Raw genomic sequence first — 19360 nt, 5'->3', positions numbered from 1 at the left:
AGGAGATAATTATGCAGGCATATCTGATATTGGCAAACGGCCGGGTTTTCCGCGGTGTCAGCGTGGGCTGCCCCGGCACAACCATCGGTGAGGTCGTTTTCGCCACCGGTATGGTCGGCTTTGAGGAAACGCTGACCGACCCCAGCTACTACGGCCAGATCATCACCCAGACCTACCCCCTGATCGGCAACTACGGCATGAACAGCGAGGATGTCGAGAGCGGCAAGATCTGGGCCAAGGGCTATATCGTGCGCGAGGCATGCAAAAAGCCCTCCAACTTCCGCAGTGAGGAAACGCTGGATTCCTTCCTGAAAAAGAACGGCATCATCGGCATTGAGGGCATCGACACCCGAAGCCTGACCCGCACCCTGCGCGAGAGCGGCGTCATGAACGGTGCCATCACGACTGAGTTCGACCCCGATGCCGAGCCGGAGAAGAAGGCGGCGCTGCTGCCTGAGATCGCCGCCTACGCTGTCGTCAACGCCGTCAAGGCCGTCACCTGCAGCGAGGCCAAGACCTATGAGCCGACCGCGGCCGGTGCCTGCGGCGACACCCCGCTGCATGTTGCCCTGCTTGATCTGGGCTGCAAGAACAACATCGTGCGCTGCCTGCAGAAGCGCGGCTGCCGCGTGACCGTTCTGCCCGGCACCGCCACCGCCGCCCAGCTGGCCGCGCTGAATCCCGACGGCCTGATGCTCTCCAACGGCCCCGGCGACCCGGCCGAAAATGTCGAGATCATCGCCAACATCCGTGAGATGCTCGACACCGGCATCCCGACCTTCGGCATCTGCTTAGGGCACCAGCTGACTGCACTGGCAGCCGGTGCCAAGACCTGCAAGCTCAAGTACGGCCATCGCGGCGCCAACCAGCCCGTCAGCCATGTCGGCAAGGGCCGCACCTTCATCACCAGCCAGAACCACGGCTATGCGGTCGAGGCTGAGACCCTGCCCGCGGAAGTGGGCAAGATGAGCTACTTCAATGCCAACGACGGCACCTGCGAGGGCGTTGACTACTTCCGCTGGAACTGCTTTACGGTGCAGTTCCACCCCGAGGCCAACGGCGGCCCCAAGGACACCGAATTTCTGTTTGATGAGTTTGTCAGCCGTATGCTGGCTGCGAAAGGAGTGATCGACAATGCCTAAAGACCCGCGTATCAAAAAGGTACTGGTCATCGGTTCCGGCCCCATCATCATCGGTCAGGCGGCGGAGTTCGACTACTCCGGTACCCAGGCCTGCCGTGCGCTGAAATCGGAGGGCGTCGAGACGATCCTCGTCAACTCCAACCCCGCCACCATCATGACCGACCCTGACATCGCCGATCATGTCTACATCGAGCCGCTGACCGCCGAGGTCATTGAGCGCATCATCGAGAAGGAAAAGCCCGACGCCATCCTGCCGAACCTCGGCGGCCAGATGGGCCTGAACCTCTCGATGGAGCTGGCCCGCAGCGGTTTCCTCGACCGCAGCGGCGTCCGCCTGCTGGCCTGCAAGCCTGACACGATCGACCGTGCCGAGGATCGCCAGCTGTTCAAGGACACGATGGAGAAGCTGCACCAGCCCATCATCCCCTCGAAGGTTGTGGAAGATCTGGACGACGCGCTGGATTTTGCCGAGGTCATCGGCTATCCCGTCATCGTGCGCCCCGCCTTCACGATGGGCGGCACCGGCGGCGGCATCTGCGAGGACCGCGAGAAGCTGCACGAAATTGCCACGAACGGTCTGCGCCTGTCTCCCATCCACCAGATCCTCGTTGAAAAGTGCATCTCCGGCTGGAAGGAGATCGAGTACGAGGTCATGCGCGACTCCAAGGGCAACGTCATCACGGTCTGCAACATGGAGAACCTTGACCCTGTCGGCATCCATACCGGTGACTCCATCGTTGTGGCACCCAGCCAGACCCTCTCCGACAAGGAGTACCAGATGCTGCGCACCGCCGCGCTGGACATCATCACCGAACTGGGCATCGAGGGCGGCTGCAACTGCCAGTTTGCGCTGAAGCCTGACAGCTTTGAGTATGCGGTCATCGAGGTCAACCCCCGCGTGTCCCGCTCCTCCGCGCTGGCCTCCAAGGCCACCGGCTACCCCATCGCCAAGGTTGCGACCAAGATCGCGCTGGGCTACACCCTCGATGAGATCACCAACGATGTCACCGGCGAGACCTGCGCCTGCTTTGAGCCTGCGCTCGACTATGTGGTCGTCAAGTACCCGAAGTGGCCGTTTGACAAGTTCGTCTACGCGGACAAATCCCTCGGCACCCAGATGATGGCCACCGGCGAGGTCATGGCCATCGGCAACAACTTTGAGCATGCCATGATGAAGGCCGTTTCCTCCACCGAGTTGGGTCTGGACACGATGACGCTGCCCGACTTTGAGAAGCTGACCAACGAGGAAGTCATCGAGCATCTGCATGTGCAGGATTCCGAGCGCGCCTTCTGCGTCTACGAGGCCCTCAAGCGCGGCGTGCCGCACCAGACCATCTATGACATCACCAAGATCGACTGGTGGTTCCTTGACAAGCTGCAGCATCTGGCCGACATCGAGATGGGGCTGAAGAACGGTGAGCTGACGACCGAGAAGTACCTGAACGCCAAGCGCTTCGGCTTCCTTGACAAGACCATCCGCCGTCTGGCGGGCGTGGACACCCTGCCCGAGGCCCCGAAGGCCGCCTTTAAGATGGTCGATACCTGCGCCGCAGAATTTGCCGCCAAGACGCCGTATTTCTACTCCACCTACGATGAGGACAACGAGGCCGCGCAGTTCATTGCCGAGCGCAGCGACCCCGACAAAAAGAAAGTCCTTGTCTTTGGCTCCGGCCCCATCCGCATCGGTCAGGGCATTGAGTTCGACTACTGCTCCGTCCACGCTGTCTGGACGCTCAAGCAGCACGGCTGCGAGGCCATCCTTGTCAACAACAACCCGGAGACGGTCTCCACCGACTTCGACACCGGCGACCGCCTGTATTTCGACCCGCTGAACCCCGAGAGTGTTGACCACATCATCGAGACCGAGAAGCCGGACGGCTGCCTTGTCCAGTTCGGCGGCCAGACTGCTATCAAGCTGGCCAAGCACATGGACGAGATCGGCCTGCCGATTCTCGGCACCCCTGCCGATGCCATCGACGAGGCCGAGGATCGCGAGCGCTTTGACGAGCTGCTCGAGCGCTGCGGCATCCCCCGCCCGGAGGGCCGCACTGTCTTTACGCTGGACGAGGCTTTGCAGGCGGCGCAGGAGGTCGGCTACCCGGTCCTGATGCGTCCGTCCTATGTTCTGGGCGGCCAGAACATGATCGTGGCCTACAACTCCAGCGATGTCATCGAGTACATGGGCGTCATCACGAAGCATGTTGACATGAGCCACCCCGTGCTGATGGACAAGTACATCCTCGGCACCGAGTGCGAGGTCGATGCCATCTGCGATGGTACCGATTATCTGGTGCCCGGCATCATGCAGCAGGTCGAGCGTACCGGCGTTCACTCCGGCGACTCCATCTGTGTCTACCCGCCCACGACCTTCAGCCAGAAGGTCATTGACACACTGGTCGATTACACCGGCCGCTTTGCCCGCGAGCTGAAGGTCGTGGGTCTGGTCAATGTGCAGTATGCCGTGCAGAACGACCGCGTCTATGTCATCGAGGTCAACCCCCGTTCCTCCCGTACCGTGCCCTATATCTCCAAGGTCACCGGTGTGCCGATGGTCGATCTGGCCGTGCGCTGCACGCTGGGCGAAAAGCTCAAGGATATGGGCTACGGCACCGGCCTGTGGCGCGATGGCAAGAGCCCCTACTACGCCGTCAAGGTGCCCGTCTACAGCTTCCTGAAGCTGCACGGCGTTGACACGATGCTCGGCCCTGAGATGAAGTCCACCGGCGAGGTTCTGGGCATTGCCCCGACCTTCCATGAGGCCATGATGAAGGGTCTGGTCGCCGCCGGCTACCAGTTCAAGACCCCCGGCCCCGGCTCCTGCGTGATCATCTCGGTCAAGGACAGCGACAAGGCGGAGGCCGCCGAGCTGGCGTGGAAGCTGCACGACTACGGCTACAAGATCTACGGCACCCCCGGCACGGCCCGCTACCTGAACAGCGAGATGGTGCCCTGCAGCGTTGTCCGCCAGATGAGCGGCGCACGCCCGAATGTCATTGACCTGCTGGAAAGCGGATTGGTGGATTACATCATCTCCACCAGCCCCCACGGCCGTGACCCGCACCGCGACTCCGTCAAGTTCCGCCGCAAGGCTACGGAGCTGTCCATCCCGACCATCACGGCCATGGACACCGCCCGCGTCCTCGTCGACGCCCTGCGCGGCGACCACGACATCAGCCAGATGGAGCTGGTGGATATTGCTCACCTGCACCGCGAGGCTGCAAGCGGTAAATAACTGCTGACGCAAACGCCTGTGCCTGTAAAAGGGTGCAGGCGTTTTTTGGCTAAAGGCGGCGCCGGCAATAGCCCGTGACATCCCCGATGCGCGCTGCCTGCCTTTTGGATATTTTTACATGGTGCGTGCATTTTTTGCCAAATGCCACTTTTTGATAGTCCGCACTGCGAAATTTTAGAGTTTTTGACGAAAAACACTTTTTTCCTCAAAAACTCTTGATTCTGCGCACAATTTTCTCTATAATAAACATCGTAATAACAACGGGCATTGTGTGCCTATAAGGATAGGAGTTAGAAATATCATGACGAGATCTCAGTTGATTACCAAGGTAGCCAACGACACCAACATGACCAGCGCCGAGGTGGAGAAGGTTATGGACGGCATCTTCGGGACCATTGGCGATGTGCTCAAGAGCGGCGACAAGGTCACGATCGCAGGCTTCGGCCGTTTTGAAATGCGTGAGCGCCAGACCAAGAACTTCACCAACCCCAAGACCAAGGTCACCAGCAAGCTGGAGCCCACCGCGATCCCCGGCTTCAAGGCCAGCGGCCGCCTGAAGGAGAAGGTCTCCGGCTGATCTCGTCAGGATTCATACAGCTTTTGCGGACCCGCATAACGGCGGGTCCGTTTTATTATAGGCATCAAAAAAACGGAGCATCGCTTTTTGCGATGCTCCGTTCTCTTTTTTTACAGATGGATATGCCGCGGCACGCCGTTGATATAGATGGGCGTCAGCTCCGCCTGAATGAGCGGGCGGGCATAGCGCTCAAAGTTCTCATTGACATGCATGCCGTCCTCGGTGATCCAGTCCAGCGGGACCTTCTTCTCAAAGTTGGCGACCTTCGTCACATCGACCATCTCGGTCTCCGCGCGGTAGGGCTGGTCACTCTTGCGCTTGATGGCGGCCATCTTTGCGGTCTCACCGCGCACGGCGGCCTCGACCGCAGCACCGCCGACCTGATAGGCCTCGGTGATGTCGGTGCGGCTTGCCAGATGGCTGGCGCAGCGCTGCAGGGTGGAGAATTCGATTGCGCGGGTCTTGCAGCCCAGACGCACCCGGATCAAATCCGCCAGATAACGGCTGGTACCGCTCAGGATTGCCTTATGGCCGAAGGCATCAAGCTGCCCGGCTGTGGAGACAAGATCGCAGAGGAACACGCCGTCCTTGTTCTTGACGCCCTCGCTGACGGCGATGATAACATTGTGGCGTTCCTTCTCCAGCTCTGCAACCCGCTTGAGGAAGGCCTCCTCATCAAAGGGGCGCTCCGGCAGCAGGATCAGGTCGGGGCCGTTGCAATCGGGACCGGCGGCCAGACTGGCCGCTGCGGCCAGCCAGCCGGTGTGGCGGCCCATGATCTCGGCCACCGTCACGCTGCGCAGGTCGTACACGCTGGAATCGCAGATGACCTCCTTGAGGATCGTGGCAATATACTTGGCTGCGCTGCCGTAGCCGGGGGTGTGGTCGGTCAGCATCAGGTCGTTGTCGATGGTCTTGGGCACACCAATGAAGCGGATCTCGCTGTTGACGGTCTTGCCGTAGGCGCTCAGCTTGGAGATGGTGTCCATCGAGTCGTTGCCGCCGATATAGAACACCGCGCCGATGTCATACTTGGCAAACAGCTCAAACAGCCGCAGGAACGGTGCCTCGTCCACGGTGGGATCCGGCAGCTTGTGGCGGCAGCTGCCCAAAAAGCTGGACGGCGTGCGCTTGAGCAGCTCAATATCCATCTTGTCACTCAGCACGTCATCCAGATCCACCAGCTTTTCCTCCAGCAGACCCTCGATGCCGTACTGCATACCGTAGACATGGGGTGCGCCGCAGGCCTTGGCTGTCTCATAGACGCCCGCCAGACTGGAGTTGATGACGGCGGTCGGGCCGCCCGACTGGCCTACCAGAACATTCTTCATAACTGTACCTCTCGTTATATTTTATTTGAATATTACAGAACGTATTTTTCTATTGCCTTTGCCACGCCGTCATGGTTGTTATCATCGGTCGTTGCATCGGCAATTTCCTTAATGTCATCGGTCGCGTTGCCCATGGCCACCCCCAGCCCGGCCGCCTCGATCATGGCGCGGTCGTTGCCGGAGTCACCCACGGCCATCGTCTGCTCCCGGCGCAGACCCAGATGCGCCGCCAGCGCCAGCAGGCCGCTGCCCTTCGTCACACCGGGGGCGTTGATCTCCATGTTGCCGGGCAGGCTGGAGGTCAGCTCCATGCCGGGGCAGGCCTGCTGTACCGCACGCCAGGCAGCATCGCGCTCGGCCTCATTGTGGTAGAGCATGCTGTATTTCTCGATCTCGTGGGCATGCGCCTGCAGGGTTGCCGGCATGTCCTCGACCTCCACGCGGGTCGTGCGGAAATATTCCCGAAGATTTTCGGGCACCACATCCATGTGATGCGCAGCGTTTTCGCGGGTCGTGTAGCTTTTGCCGCCGATGAAAATGCTCATCATGCCGCCGCCCTGCTCAAGAAGATCGTAAATTTTCAATGCCTGCTCGGTCCCGAACGGCTGGTTCACCAGTTGTTCGCCCGTTGTCAGGTCAACGACGCTGGCGCCGTTGGAGGTCAGCGCATACCGTACACCGGGGATCGAGGTGAATGCTGCCGGGATGCCGCTGGCCGTGCGCCCCGTGGCGGGCAGCACCGCCACACCGCGCGCCACGGCGTTGCGGATCGCCGCCAGTGTGCGGGGGGTGATCTCCTTTTTATCGTTAAAAACCGTACCGTCCAGATCCAATGCCACAAGGCGGATATCCTGCATTTTCTTCACTCCTTATACCGGCTTATTGTACCGCAAAATCGCCATGATTGCAAGCCGCACGGCATTGTGTTAGAATAAACTTGGTAATTCTTTGGGAAAGAGGGCGTAAATTTGCCTGTACTTCACACAAAAACGGGGCGGATGTGGCTGCCGGACGCACTGCGGGGGCTGGCGCTGCTGAATATGCTGGCCTACCACGCGATGTACGACTGGGTGTATGTCTTCGCCCACGCGAGCAGCTGGTACGACATCTGGTCGCCGGGCTGCCATCTTTGGCAGCAGTACATCTGCTGGAGCTTTATTCTGCTTTCCGGGTTCAGCCTGCCGCTGGCCCGCCGCCCCGTCCGCAATGGGCTGCTTGTGGCAGCGTGTGCTGCACTGCTGACCGCGGCAACCGTCCTGTTTCTGCCGTCGGAGAGTATCTGGTTCGGTGTGCTGCATCTGAATGCGGCTGCCGTGCTGCTGACCTGCCTTGTTCGCCCGCTGCTGCAGCGCATCCCTGCCAAAGCGGGTCTGGCGGCGTCTGCGGCGCTGTTTGCGCTCACGAATCAGCTGCCGCAGGGATTTATCGGGTTTGAGGGTCTGCGGCTCTGTGCCCTGCCTGCGGGGCTGTACAAGGCCAACCTGTTCTGGCTCGGCCTGCCTGACCTGACGCGGTTCTCCTCCGCCGATTACTTTCCGCTGCTGCCGTGGGTGTTTCTGTTCTGGTGCGGGGTGTTTCTGGCGCGGCTCTGGCATCCGGGCAGGGGAGAGCCCCCTGCCGCCCTGCAGCCGCTGTGCGCCATCGGGCGCAACACGCTGCCGGTGTACATGCTGCACCAGCCGGTGCTGTACGGCCTGCTCTGGGTCGGCCACGCTGTGGCGGGCCGGCTGTGACCCAAAAGCCCTGCAAACCGGGATTCACGGTTTATTTACAATAAAATTTTCATTTTAGCGAAAATTGTTGTTGACAGCAGGGGTGTTAATATAGTATAATCTTGTTTACTGGTTAATAGTATTTGACCGGCAAACTCCTGTCTCAGGTCAAGGGAGGGAAGAAGATGTCGGAGATCCGTGTCAAAGAGGGCGAGTCCCTCGAGAGCGCTCTGCGCCGTTTTAAGCGCAGCACTGCTCGCAGCGGCGTGTTAGCTGAGGTCCGCAAGCGCGAGGCTTATGAGAAGCCTTCCGTGAAGCGCAAGAAGAAGTCCGAGGCTGCCCGCAAGCGCAAGTTTAAGTAAGGTATCTTACAACGAACGACTGTGCAGGTTCGCGTTATGCGCGGGCCTGCACTTTTATTTTATCAGCGGCAGCGATGCGGCGGGGTGAGGGCACCCCGCCCTGCATCGTAGGGCGGCATGCCCTCATGCCGCCGCAACCAACCGCTATCTTAAAAAAGGTCACATCTATGATTTTAACCCCCGAATATATCTTTAAGAAAATCGAGTGTATCCACCCGGATTTCCTCGCCGCGCACGGCATCCGGGCGCTGGTGCTGGATGTGGACAACACCCTGACCGGGGACAACAGTCAGGTGCTGGAACCCTCCGTGCAGGCTTGGCTGGACGAGATGCGCGCAGCAGGCATCAGCCTGACCATCGTCTCCAACAACACGTCCAAGCGGGTGCGCCCCTTTGCCGAGCGCGTGGGCCTTGCCTGGGTACCGCTGGCCTGCAAGCCGTTCACCATCGGCCTGCGGGTGGCGCGCCGCCGCTTGGGCTGCAAAAAAAGCGAGATGGCCATGGTTGGGGACCAGATTTTTGCCGACCGGATGGCCGCCGGGCTGTACGGCTGCCCCTGCCTCTACCTGATGCCCCGCACCAGCCACGACAAAAACAAATTTGTGCTGCTAAAACGCAAGTTTGAACCGTACTGGATCGACAAATACTATCAGAAGGGCGGTACGCTGTATGAATGACACCCTGCGCTTCGGCACAGCCGGACTGGCCGACAGCTACACGGTCAAAAAGTTCGACCCCGCCGCCATTGCCGCCTATACGGCAGGCTTCGGCCTGACGGCGTTCGAGTACCAGTGCGGGCGCGGCGTGCGGCTGGCGCACGACAAAGCCGCCGCGCTGGGCGCCGCCTGTGCAGAGCGAAACATCGCCCTCTCGGTCCATGCGCCCTACTATATCAGCATGTCAAGCCTTGAGGAGGACAAGCGGCTGCACAGCATCGACTATCTGCTGCAGAGCTGCGCCCTCGTCAAGGCGCTGGGCGGGCGGCGTGTCATCTTCCATTCCGGCTCCTGCGGCAAGCAGAGCCGGGAGGCCGCACTGGAAAAGGCTCTGGACACGATGGAGCGCGCCGTTAAGGCCTGCGACGAGGCAGGCTACGGTGACTGTATCCTCTGCCCGGAGACGATGGGCAAGGTCAACCAGCTGGGCACACTGGACGAGGTACTGGCGCTGTGCGCGGTGGACAGCCGCATCACCCCCTGCATCGACTTCGGGCACCTGTACGCCCGCAGCTGCGGCACACAGTTTGCCGAGGCCACTGCCGCCGCGGATTACGCCGCCCTGCTCGACACACTGGCCGAGCGGCTGGGCGATGACCGCGCGGTACACTTTCACGCGCATTTTTCCCGCATTGCTTACACCAAGGGCGGAGAAAAATGCCACCTGACCTTTGCGGATACCGCGTTCGGCCCGCCTCATCTTCCGCTTTTGCAGCTGCTGAAGGCTCGCGGTCTGGCCCCCACGATCATCTGTGAGTCGGCCGGCACACAGGCCGAGGACGCCGCCGCGCTGGCCCAAGGCTATGCGGCGCTGTAAATTCGGCAAAAAATATCAAATTTCACGCAAAAATATCTGTACAGGCCTTGCAAAATTGCTTTCCATACTGTAAAATATAAACAGGTATGTATAATTTATTTATGGAGGAGTTTCTATATGATTTCTGCAGGCGAATTCCGTAACGGCGTCACCTTCGAGCAGGACGGCCAGGTCCTTCAGGTCGTTGAGTTCCAGCATGTCAAGCCCGGCAAGGGCGCTGCCTTTGTCCGCACCAAGACCAAGAATGTCATCACCGGCTCTGTCGTTGAGACCAGCTACAACCCGACCGCTAAGTTCCCTCAGGCTTTCATCGAGCGCAAGGAGGTCACCTACTCCTACGAGGATGGCGATCTGTACCACTTCATGGATGTTGAGACCTATGACGACATCCCCGTTGGTGCCAACGATGTGCCCGACAACTTCAAGTTCTGCAAGGAGAACGATACCTGCAAGCTGCTGAGCTACAAGGGCAAGGTTTTCAGCGTTGAGATCCCCAACTTTGTTGAGCTGGAAGTCACCGCCACCGAGCCGGGTGTCAAGGGCAACACTGCCACCAACACCCTGAAGCCCGCCACCGTTGAGACCGGTGCCGAGATCCGCGTCCCCCTGTTCATCAACGAGGGCGACAAGATCCGCATCGATACCCGCACCGGCGAGTATATGGAGCGCGTGAACTGATTTAGGTTTTCTTTGCCGGGCATGGCCGTACCGCCGCGCCCGGCATTTTTGATAATAGGGAGGATTTTGATTATGGCTATGGATCTGAATGCAAAGGCCGCCTACATCCGCGGCCTGATGACCGGTATGGAATTTGACGCAGACTCCAAAAACGGCAAGGTCATTGCCGCCATGATGGATCTGCTGGAGGAGATGGCCGCCACCGTCACCGAGCATGACGATGCCCTTGATCAGGTGTATGACGAGCTGGAAACGCTCGATCAGGATCTGGACGATGTCGTCAGCGACATCTACGGCGATGACGAAGAGGATGATGACGAGGACGAGGAAGAGGAAGATCACGGCGCTCTGTACGAGGTGACCTGCCCCAACTGCGGCGAGATCTCCACCCTGGACGAGGAGACCCTGATGGATCCCGAGGGCGATTTGGTCTGCCCCCACTGCGGTGCCACCTTTGACATTGAGCTGGAGGGCACCGAGGAGGACTCCGCCGAGGAGACCGACAAGCAGGACCGCTAAGTAAAGGGCATACCCCTACGACAAATAAAAATCCCCGCAGCCGTCTTGGCTGCGGGGATTTTGTTGTTTGTGGGGCAGGGGCTTACTTCTTCTGCAGTGCGCCCTGCAGCATAATGTCACCGAAGGAGAGCGCGTTGTACAGGCCGACCTTGTTGGCCTGACGGGCAATGCGCTCAGGCAGGGGCTTCGACTCATCGGTGGAGAGCAGCACAATATGGACCTTATCGGCCACATCCACACCGTTCTCCTTCTTGGTGGACAGCACCTGCAGATAGACTACGAACGGGTCCTTCATCGAGCCATAGTAAATATCGTTGCCGCAGCGCACCAGCGGGCGGCCCTTATAGGTCAGCTTCGGGGTATAAGCCATATCTGAAACCTTCTTTCTGTTTAGTCAATACTATATTATAGCATAGATTTTTGGGGAATACAAATTTTATTTGCAAAAGCCTTCCCCAGAGGGGAGAAGCCTTTTCATTACAGATCCAGCTTGTCCCGCTCGACCTTTTCTTCGTTCAGCGCCACCTGCTCTGTCAGGATGCGGACCTTGCTGTCCAGCTGGCTCAGCCGGATCGACATAAAAAACTGCTTGGCCAGCAAAAGAAAGATGATGACAACATAAACAAAGTTGATGGGGCTCATAAAGCCCAGCAGGTTGGCGGCCCAGTAGGCGATGCCGGGGAAGATGGCCAGAATCAGCAGCGCCGCGCTGAACAGCAGCCAGAAGATCGTATCCTCGATCTGTACCTTTGCCAGCCGGACACGCCGCAGGATATACCCCGCCGTGATAAGGCTGCCCAGAATCAGGCAGATGCGAATGAGCGTTTGGTCGAACATTTCACAGGCTCCTTTCGGGGTAGGGGGTCTCGGTGTCGCGCTTGCGGAACCACTGGATCAGCAGGATGGAGATAGCCATTTTGACCATATACTGCACGCTGCGCCAGAAGGTCAGGTAGCTTTGGCCGGCCATCCGCTCGCCCATCTCGACCTGCACCTCTTTTACGGTCGCGCCGTTCTTGATCAGGTAGCTGATGGTGTCCGGTTCGGGGCCGTAGTTGAGGTTCTGGGCAAACTCCTCAACCATGGCGCGGTTGAACATCCGCATGCCGCTGGTGGGGTCGCAGATGGCGCGGCCCGTTGTCAGGCGGATGGACCAGCTGATGATATAGCTGCCCAGCATCCGCAGCGTCTTGGGCTTTTTCACGGTCAGAAAGCGGCTGCCGATGACAATATCGCTGCCCTGCTCAAGCTCATGGAGCATCGCCTCGATATACTGCGGCTTGTGCTGGCCGTCAGCGTCCATCTGCATAGCGCAGTCGTAGCCGTTCTCCGCCGCAAAGCGCAGCCCGGTCTGGAACGCCCCTGCCAGCCCCAGATTGACCGGCAGGTCGATCAGGCGGTATCCGCGGGCGCGGCAGATGGCCGCCGTCTTGTCGCGGCTGCCGTCATTGACGACCACATAGTCGTACTGGGGATAGTCGGTCGTCAGCTCCTCAACGACCTGCACGATATTGGCTTCCTCGTTATGGGCGGGGATCACAATGAGTAATTTTGACATCTTAGCTCCTTTTGGCAGACTTTACGACTTCCATCATTGTAGCAAAGACAGCCTGCCATGTAAAGTGGCTGCAAAGGTTTTGGTAGGTGTTCTCGGCACGGGCCTGCGCGGCGGCCGGGTCTGCCAGCAGGGCGGCAAGCCCGGCGCGGATCGCATCAGTGCCGGCATCGGGCAGGAAGATCGCGTAGTCCTCCCCGGGCAGCAGCTCTCCGGTGCCCGCCGTGCGGGTCGTCACGATGGGGCAGCGGCAGGCTGCCGCCTCCAGCAGCGTGGTAGGGAAGCCCTCGGCATACTCGGTGGGCAGGCAGTAGGCATCCGCCTGTGCCAGCAGTTGAATGATCGCATCGTGCGGCAGCGCGCCCAGCGCATGGACCCGGCCGCCCAGTGCAGCCAGCACGGCCTCCTCGGGGCCGGTGCCCGCCACGGCCAGTGTGCAGCCCGGCAGGGCCTGCACAGCCTCGGCAAGGCGCAGCGCACCCTTTTCGGGGATGAGCCGCCCGATAAACGCAATGAGCTTTCCATCCGCAGGCAGGTGCAGCTTTTCGCGCCAGTTTATGGCACCCTCCGCATGGGCCAGCCTGTCCAGCTCAACGGGGTCCACAGCGTTCGGCAGGCGGCCAGCCGCCCGGATGCCGAAGGTCTGCAGCCAACGGCAGACATCCCCGGACACGCCGTAGAAGGGGAACCCGCAGCGGCGGATGCTGCCGCAGGCAAGATGCTCATACATCCGGCCCAGCGTCCCGGTCAGCCCGCCGTGCATCATATAGCCGGTGGAGTGGTCGATGACCAGCGCCGGGATGCCGCGCCGCCTGCACTGGTGCGCAGCCCAGATGCTCTGGGGGTACATGCGGGTCTGGATGACCGCAAAGTCAATGTCCTGCGCCCACAGCGCATCGGCGGGGGCAAAGGGCTTCAGCACCGGGAAGCGCCCGCCCATGACCGGCCATGACGGCAGACGGAAGATCTCGATGCCGTCGGCATCGGTCTGCCGCGCGGGCAGACCCGGCAGCGCCGCCGTAACAACAAGCGCCCTGTGACCGGCGGCAGCGCACCGCCGCGCCAGATTCCATGTGTACCGCTCGACCCCGCCGGGGGTGGGGAGGTATTGGGTTGAGAAGAAGCAAATAACCATTACAGTTGGCCTTTTCAAAATTGTAGATAATGGATAATAAATAATATGGAGTTTTTGCCGTGCCGCAAGGCGCGGCTTTTTTTATTTGCAGGGCTTCACCCTGCAATAATCGCCAACATACTATTCACCACCACGCCCGCCTGTACAAGCGCGATCGCAATCGTCAGCTTATCCTGCGCGGCGCCCTCGTCGGGCACCGTGGCCAAGCGGCGGGGCAGGCAGGCCAACAGCAGCAGCGGCAGGATCGGCAAAAAGTACCGTCCCTGCAAGCCGTACAGCGTTTCATAGCGGATCGGTGTCCAGAGCAGACAGCCCGCTACCGTCAGCAGGCAGCAGAGCGCCGCCGCTGCGCAGCACCAGCCCCGGGCCCTGCCCGTGAGCAGCTGCTTTGCGCCCTGCACCGGCAGGGCTGCGTAGGCCAGCAGCAGATACAGCACAGCGACCCAGCCCCAGGCCAGCTCCACCGTGTAATAGCTCAGGCTGCCGCCGACCAGCGTGCGGATATAGTGATCCCCATTTTTGACGACACTGCGCACAAACAGCAGTGCCGTGGCTGCCGGGTGCCGCAGGATATATCCCGGCGTATAGGTCTCCTTGTCGCCCGCATCCACCGTGCTTTGGGTAGCGCGGGTGGCGCGGGCCGCCTCGACCTGCTCCGCAAGCGCCGTGCGGTCAAGCGGGATGCGGTCATCCATCGCGCCGACCTCAACGCCCAGCCCGGCAAACTGCTCCTGACAGCTGGGCAGGCTGAACAGCTGCTTGTACGCCTGCACCGCGCCGCCCTCAGCAAAATAGGGCAGGTAGGCATCTGCATTACCCACCGTCACATCAGTGCCGAACAGCACGAGCGATGCCTCGGTATAGAACGCCTGCGCGTCCGTGTAGGTGTTGGCCTTATCCGCTGCAAAAAGGAAGCTCTGTCCCAGCACGGCGGGGGTCACATCCTTCTCGCGCAGAGCCTGCACCCAGAAGTCCACCTCGCTCTTGGCGGGCGCGGCGTTATCCTCCACATAATAGTATAGCCGCTTTACATAGTTTTCCAGCGAGTTCTCGTTGATCTGCGCTTCATACTCCCAGTCGGCCGGTGTCGGCGTACCCTTGGCGGCGCGGTCACTGCCGGCCGGCTCAGCCGCTGCGGCTGCAGGCTCCTGCACCGTACCGGTGCGCAGCGTGTCGGTCAGCAGGCCGCTGTTCAGCACCAGCGCCAGCAGCAGGCAGACAGCCAGATAGCCGCATTTTTTCGCCTTGGCATGGCGGCCCAGCCGCGCGGCAGGCACCAGCAGCAGCAGCGCTGCCAGCGGCAGATAGACAAGCTTGCCCGGGGCCAGCACCACGCCGCAGAGCAGCAGCGCCGCCAGCCGGGCAGGGGAGAGCGCCTTGCCCCGGTCGGGGCCGAAGGCTGCATCGAGCAACAGCGCCGTAAAGGCAAAGCTGCACCCCAGCAGCGGGGCATCCCGGCTGAAGCTGGCCGCCAGATGCAGCGTCATCGGCAGCAGCGCTGCCGCCGTAAACACCCGCTTGCCGAAGGGTGCCGCCCTGACAGCCAGCGCCGCCAGCGCCGCAAAGAGCAGCAGGTTTGCCAGCCGCCCCAGCAGCAGCGCGGGGGCAAACCCCAGATGCAGCAGGTAGGCGAGAAAGACCGCCGCCGCGCTTGCCAGATAAAGCAGCGGGTTCTGGTCGGTCTGCAGCTCGTTGTACTCCTGATGGCTGTCAAACGGCTCCTCGGTCGTGGTCAAAAGCTGCGAGGTGAACGCCTCCCATGTAAACACGGTCGTGTTTTCGTTCTGCAGGTCGGCGTCCTCGTCCCCCACACGGCGGAAGGTCGTTGTCGTGGGGACCCGGCCCATCCGCCATTCCTCGCGGGACAGATCATTGGCCCAGCGGCTGGCAAGGGTGAAGCTCTGGTTGATATGGTATTTCTCATCCGGCGCGGCGTAGGGCGGCAGCACAAAGCTGTACAGCAGCCCAAAGCCCAGCACCAGCACAAATACAAGGCGGTGCAGCGCCAGTTTTTTGCCAAGCACTGCCCAGACAGCGAACGCCGCCAGCACGGCAGCAAGGCCTGCCACAAGCAGGAAAAACCGCGTCAGATAGCCGCCGATGCGCTGGTAGGTGATTTGCATCGCCATCGTGCCGTCCACAGCGCGGCCGCTGACCGACATCTGCTCCTTCCAGAGTGCCACGCCATCGCTGTGGCCCACGGCAAGGATCGCATCGGTCGTGTAATGGGGTGTAACGGTCAGCCGGTAGCGGCGGCCCTCCCGGCCGGTCACTGCCGGGTCCAGCCCCAGGGTCGTATACTGGTCAGGCACAATATAGTCCATCGTACCGACCGAGCGGGACAGCTCTGCGCCGGTATCGGCGTCATAGAGCACCACCTCCAGCGCACCGCTGGGCTGCTCCCCGGGCAGGTAAAACTCCAGCCCGATCGTCAGCAGATCCTTGTCGTAGGTGAACACCTGCTCGGCGGTCTCGCCGTCATGGATCAGCTCTGCGCGCAGAAAATCTGTAATGATCTCGCTGCGGCCCTTCGTCACCTGCGGGCGCACCTCGGCCAGCCAGAGCAGCACCACCGCTGCCAGCAGCACGATGAGTGTTGCCAGCGCGGCCAACAAGGGGGTATGTTTTTTTTGTTTTGGATTTTTCATGCAATCTCCCGCAAATGCGAAATCACAACGCTGCGCCGAACGCCTTTTTCACCGCGTCGTTCCAGCGTCCATCGCTGCGCAAAATTTTCTCGACCGCGCCGCGCACGGCACCTTCGCCGCCGCGCTGGGGGCAGATATAATCTGCGCGGGCCTTTACCTCCTCGGCAGCGTCCGCCGGGCAGGCCACAAAGCCGCACAGCGCCATAGCCGCCAGATCGTTGAGGTCATCGCCGCAGTAGGCGGTCTGCTCCCGGGTATAGCCGTTTTCCGCCATAAACGCCTGCAGAAATACGGCTTTCTGCCCGACATTCTGGTATACATCGGTAATTTTCAAATCGGCGGCGCGGCGGCGGACGGCCTCGCTCTGCCGCCCGGTGCAGATCATCACGCGGATGCCCGCCGTGCGGGCCAGTACCAGCCCGGCCCCGTCCTTGATGGCAAACTTTTTCATCTCATTGCCGGTGGCATCGTAATAAACGCCGCCATCGGTCATCGTGCCGTCCACATCCAGCACCAGCAAGCGTATCATAGTCAGGCCCTCTCATACTCACTGGGGGTGATGAACCGCACCGGCAGCCCCGCCGCACGGATGGCACCGGCCATCTGGGCGTTGTAGGCCGCGCCGCGGCCTGTGTGGGTGTGCAGGCCTGCATCGGCATAGGCCGCCGTGCCTGTGCGGTAGCCATCGGCACCGGCCAGCAGCACACCCGCCGCGCCGCACTGGCGCAGCAGCCGCAGCAGCATCAGCACACTGTTGCCGCCCTGCGCATCGGTGGCGGAAAGCCGGTCATAATTCACAACAGCGGCATCCTTATCAGCGCGCAGGTTGCTGGTCAGGATCAGCGGGCAGGGGTAGGCTGCGGCCTCATCAAAGCGTTTTGCGTTGGTAAAGAAGGCGTAGTCCGGCCGCATAAAGCCCGGCACAAAGTTGGCAGATACCGTCACATCGGCAGCTGCAGCCGCCACAGCGGCACGGCCTGCCTCTGCGGCAAGGCTGGCACCGGGGGCCAGCACCAGCACCGTCTTGCCCGCAAAGGCAGCCTGCAGGGCAGCCAGCGCGGCGGTATCATCGGTGCGGCGGTTCTTGTACTCGGTGTACAGGGCATCGGCGTAGGCCGCATCAAACACCGTCTTTTTGTCGGGGGCAATGTCCGCCAGAATATGGTTGATGTCCCGGTTGGTCAGATCGCCCTTGCCGAGGTAATGCTCCGCATAGTTGCGGTGCAGATTGAACTTGGCCGACAGGAAATACGCCGGTGTATAGCCCCATGCGCACTCCCCCTTGATGGGCGCAATGTGATCCTGAATGGCGTCCATCAAATCATCAATGTTGTAGTGGCTGCCGAAATACTCGTTCATATAATCGGCGATCAGCTCGATCGGCAGGTTGCCGGGGATACGGCCCATGCCCATCAGGCTGCCGTCCACAGCCAGATCACGGCGCAGGTGCTTATCCAAAAACTCCTGCGCCAGACAGAAGCTCAGGGCCATGTTCTCATGCAGGTGCAGCGCCAGGCGGATGTCCGGGGCCAAATTGTGGTCCGCCATGCTGACGATGCGCTCCAGATCGCGGCGGCGCATGCTGCCGAAGGTATCCACGATGGAGAACTGCCACGGGTGGATGGCGTTGACCTGCTCAAAGATCCAGAGCAGATCTTTATCGCTGTAGCCCATGATGTTGATGGGGTTGATGGAGACTTTGTAGCCCAGTTCTTTAATGCGGCGGGCAAAGTCCATGCCGTCTTTAATGTCGTAATCGTGCGCGGTGATGCGGATGATCTCGATGCCGTGTCCATCGTAGGGGGACAGCTTGGCAATGTCGTAGTTGGAGCGCATCGCCATGCCGGAGTACATCGTGCGGCCGCGCTGGCTCTCGTCAGGCAGCAGGCGGTTCAGCTCCTCAATGGTGTTGCAGACCGTGACATCGGGGTCGTAGCCGTCCACATTGCGCAGAAAGCCCACCTCGACCACATCAACGCCCGCGCGGGTCAGCGTCTGGATGATGCGGCGGGCGGAGCCGAAGCCCCACTGCCAGCTATTGACATAGCCGCCGTCGCGCAGGGTGCAGTCCAGCAGTTTGATATCAGCCATGCTGCTTCTCCTTCAGAATTTCATTGACCAGCGCCAAATCTTTAGGCGTGTCCACGCTGACCGTCTTGTACGGGCTGACGATGGCGTGTACCTTATGCCCATTCTCGATAAAGCGCATCATATCGTTTTCCTCAGCCTTTTCCAGAATAGATTTCGGCGTATCATGGTAAAATTTCAGTGCCTGCTTGCTGTACAGCTGGATGCCGGTCACCTTCTCGTACTCAAAATCCAGCGTGCCCTTCGGGTAGGGGATGGGGCTGCGGGAAATCAGCAGGATCTCCCGCGCGGCGTTGGTCACGACCTTCTGGTTGGAAAAATCAATGACATCGGCCGGATGCTCCATGACATTGGTCAGCACAGCGACATAATAAGGGTCAGCCGGTAGGGCGCTGGGCAGGATCAGGTCAAACGCCGCCGGGTTCACCAGCGGCTCATCACCCATGAGCTGCAGATACAGGTCGGCGTCCTCCACGGTGCTGACCTCCCAGATGCGGCCGGTAGGGGTGTCATGGTCGGGGCTGGTCATCAGATATTTCATATCATACTTCTTGCAGGCCTCAGCAATGCGGTCATCGTCGGTGGCGATCAGCACATCGTCCAGCTTCGGGCAGGCCTTGGCGGCCTTGTACACCCACCAGATCATCGGCTTGCCCAACACATCGGCCAGCGGCTTGCCCGGCATCCGCGTACTCGCATACCGCGCCGGAATCACAGCGATTGTTTTCATGGTTGTACCTCGCATATTTGGCTTATATATAAAATGAACCACGCATGTAGGGGCCGGGCATGCCCGGCCCACAGCTTTACGGAAAGCGCTCTATTACAATCAGGTTGAGGGCGGGACA

Annotated in this window: 19 protein-coding genes; 9 read left to right on the top strand and 10 right to left on the bottom strand. The window is 60.6% G+C overall.

Features of this window, described 5'->3' with window-relative positions:
• Window positions 1-11 precede the first annotated feature (11 nt).
• The 3 genes from carA (at window position 12) to OGM67_06425 (ending at window position 4951) form a co-directional block, all read left to right on the top strand.
• On the top strand, window positions 12-1142 hold the full coding sequence (gene carA, locus OGM67_06435; GenBank protein ID UYJ35941.1) for a glutamine-hydrolyzing carbamoyl-phosphate synthase small subunit: 1131 nt from the start codon (window positions 12-14) through the stop codon (window positions 1140-1142).
• Window positions 1135-4374, top strand: a complete 3240-nt coding sequence (gene carB / locus OGM67_06430) for a carbamoyl-phosphate synthase large subunit (protein ID UYJ35940.1) — start codon at window positions 1135-1137, stop codon at window positions 4372-4374. The genes carA and carB overlap by 8 nt, the downstream gene beginning before the upstream one ends.
• A gap of 301 nt (window positions 4375-4675) precedes the next feature.
• A complete protein-coding gene (locus tag OGM67_06425) occupies window positions 4676-4951 on the top strand; it encodes an HU family DNA-binding protein (GenBank protein UYJ35939.1) in 276 nt (91 codons plus the stop codon).
• 110 nt (window positions 4952-5061) lie between these two features.
• Here the strand turns inward: OGM67_06425 and OGM67_06420 are convergent, their stop codons facing one another.
• Window positions 5062-6282 carry a 6-phosphofructokinase gene (locus OGM67_06420; GenBank protein UYJ35938.1) on the bottom strand — a complete coding sequence of 407 codons (1221 nt, stop codon included), beginning with the start codon at window positions 6280-6282 and terminating at the stop codon, window positions 5062-5064.
• A 32-nt stretch (window positions 6283-6314) separates the two neighbouring features.
• Window positions 6315-7139, bottom strand: coding sequence for a Cof-type HAD-IIB family hydrolase (locus tag OGM67_06415; GenBank protein ID UYJ35937.1), 825 nt, complete (start codon window positions 7137-7139; stop codon window positions 6315-6317).
• A 111-nt stretch (window positions 7140-7250) separates the two neighbouring features.
• Here OGM67_06415 and OGM67_06410 point away from each other — a divergent pair, with 111 nt between their 5' ends.
• The 6 genes from OGM67_06410 (at window position 7251) to OGM67_06385 (ending at window position 11086) form a co-directional block, all read left to right on the top strand.
• Entirely contained in the window at window positions 7251-8015 is a 765-nt protein-coding gene (locus OGM67_06410; GenBank protein UYJ35936.1) for a DUF1624 domain-containing protein, read from the top strand.
• Between the two features lie 164 nt (window positions 8016-8179).
• Entirely contained in the window at window positions 8180-8356 is a 177-nt protein-coding gene (gene rpsU, locus OGM67_06405) for a 30S ribosomal protein S21 (protein ID UYJ35935.1), read from the top strand.
• A gap of 167 nt (window positions 8357-8523) precedes the next feature.
• Window positions 8524-9033 (top strand): YqeG family HAD IIIA-type phosphatase, encoded by a 510-nt coding sequence (locus OGM67_06400; GenBank protein ID UYJ35934.1) that lies wholly within the window; start codon window positions 8524-8526, stop codon window positions 9031-9033.
• A complete protein-coding gene (locus OGM67_06395) occupies window positions 9026-9889 on the top strand; it encodes a TIM barrel protein (GenBank protein UYJ35933.1) in 864 nt (287 codons plus the stop codon). The genes OGM67_06400 and OGM67_06395 overlap by 8 nt, the downstream gene beginning before the upstream one ends.
• Window positions 9890-10006: 117 nt before the next feature.
• On the top strand, window positions 10007-10567 hold the full coding sequence (efp, locus tag OGM67_06390) for an elongation factor P (protein UYJ35932.1): 561 nt from the start codon (window positions 10007-10009) through the stop codon (window positions 10565-10567).
• 72 nt (window positions 10568-10639) lie between these two features.
• Window positions 10640-11086 carry a zinc-ribbon domain-containing protein gene (locus OGM67_06385; protein ID UYJ35931.1) on the top strand — a complete coding sequence of 149 codons (447 nt, stop codon included), beginning with the start codon at window positions 10640-10642 and terminating at the stop codon, window positions 11084-11086.
• 82 nt (window positions 11087-11168) lie between these two features.
• Here the strand turns inward: OGM67_06385 and OGM67_06380 are convergent, their stop codons facing one another.
• The 8 genes from OGM67_06380 to OGM67_06345 form a co-directional block, all read right to left on the bottom strand.
• Window positions 11169-11456, bottom strand: a complete 288-nt coding sequence (locus tag OGM67_06380; protein ID UYJ35930.1) for a hypothetical protein — start codon at window positions 11454-11456, stop codon at window positions 11169-11171.
• 107 nt (window positions 11457-11563) lie between these two features.
• Entirely contained in the window at window positions 11564-11923 is a 360-nt protein-coding gene (locus OGM67_06375) for a DUF2304 domain-containing protein (GenBank protein UYJ35929.1), read from the bottom strand.
• 1 nt (window position 11924) lies between these two features.
• Complete coding sequence (locus OGM67_06370) at window positions 11925-12644, bottom strand: glycosyltransferase family 2 protein (GenBank protein UYJ35928.1); 720 nt, start codon at window positions 12642-12644, stop codon at window positions 11925-11927.
• Window position 12645: 1 nt separating this feature from the next.
• A complete protein-coding gene (locus tag OGM67_06365; protein UYJ35927.1) occupies window positions 12646-13776 on the bottom strand; it encodes a glycosyltransferase family 4 protein in 1131 nt (376 codons plus the stop codon).
• Between the two features lie 95 nt (window positions 13777-13871).
• Window positions 13872-16424: a DUF2142 domain-containing protein gene (locus tag OGM67_06360; protein ID UYJ35926.1), complete on the bottom strand. Its 2553-nt coding sequence runs from the start codon at window positions 16422-16424 to the stop codon at window positions 13872-13874.
• Window positions 16425-16446: 22 nt separating this feature from the next.
• The gene (locus tag OGM67_06355; protein ID UYJ35925.1) at window positions 16447-16953 is read right to left on the bottom strand and encodes an HAD-IIIA family hydrolase; all 507 of its coding nucleotides are present in this window, start codon (window positions 16951-16953) and stop codon (window positions 16447-16449) included.
• 2 nt (window positions 16954-16955) lie between these two features.
• Window positions 16956-18515 (bottom strand): aldolase catalytic domain-containing protein, encoded by a 1560-nt coding sequence (locus OGM67_06350; protein UYJ35924.1) that lies wholly within the window; start codon window positions 18513-18515, stop codon window positions 16956-16958.
• Window positions 18508-19242 carry a 3-deoxy-manno-octulosonate cytidylyltransferase gene (locus OGM67_06345; GenBank protein UYJ35923.1) on the bottom strand — a complete coding sequence of 245 codons (735 nt, stop codon included), beginning with the start codon at window positions 19240-19242 and terminating at the stop codon, window positions 18508-18510. Before OGM67_06345 ends, OGM67_06350 begins: the two co-directional genes overlap by 8 nt.
• Between the last annotated feature and the right edge of the window lie 118 nt (window positions 19243-19360).

Source organism: Oscillospiraceae bacterium (assembly GCA_025757985.1).
Lineage (GTDB): Bacteria > Bacillota > Clostridia > Oscillospirales > Ruminococcaceae > Gemmiger.
Note: the sequence above shows the minus strand (reverse complement) of the source record. Positions and strands in the feature narration are given on the sequence as shown.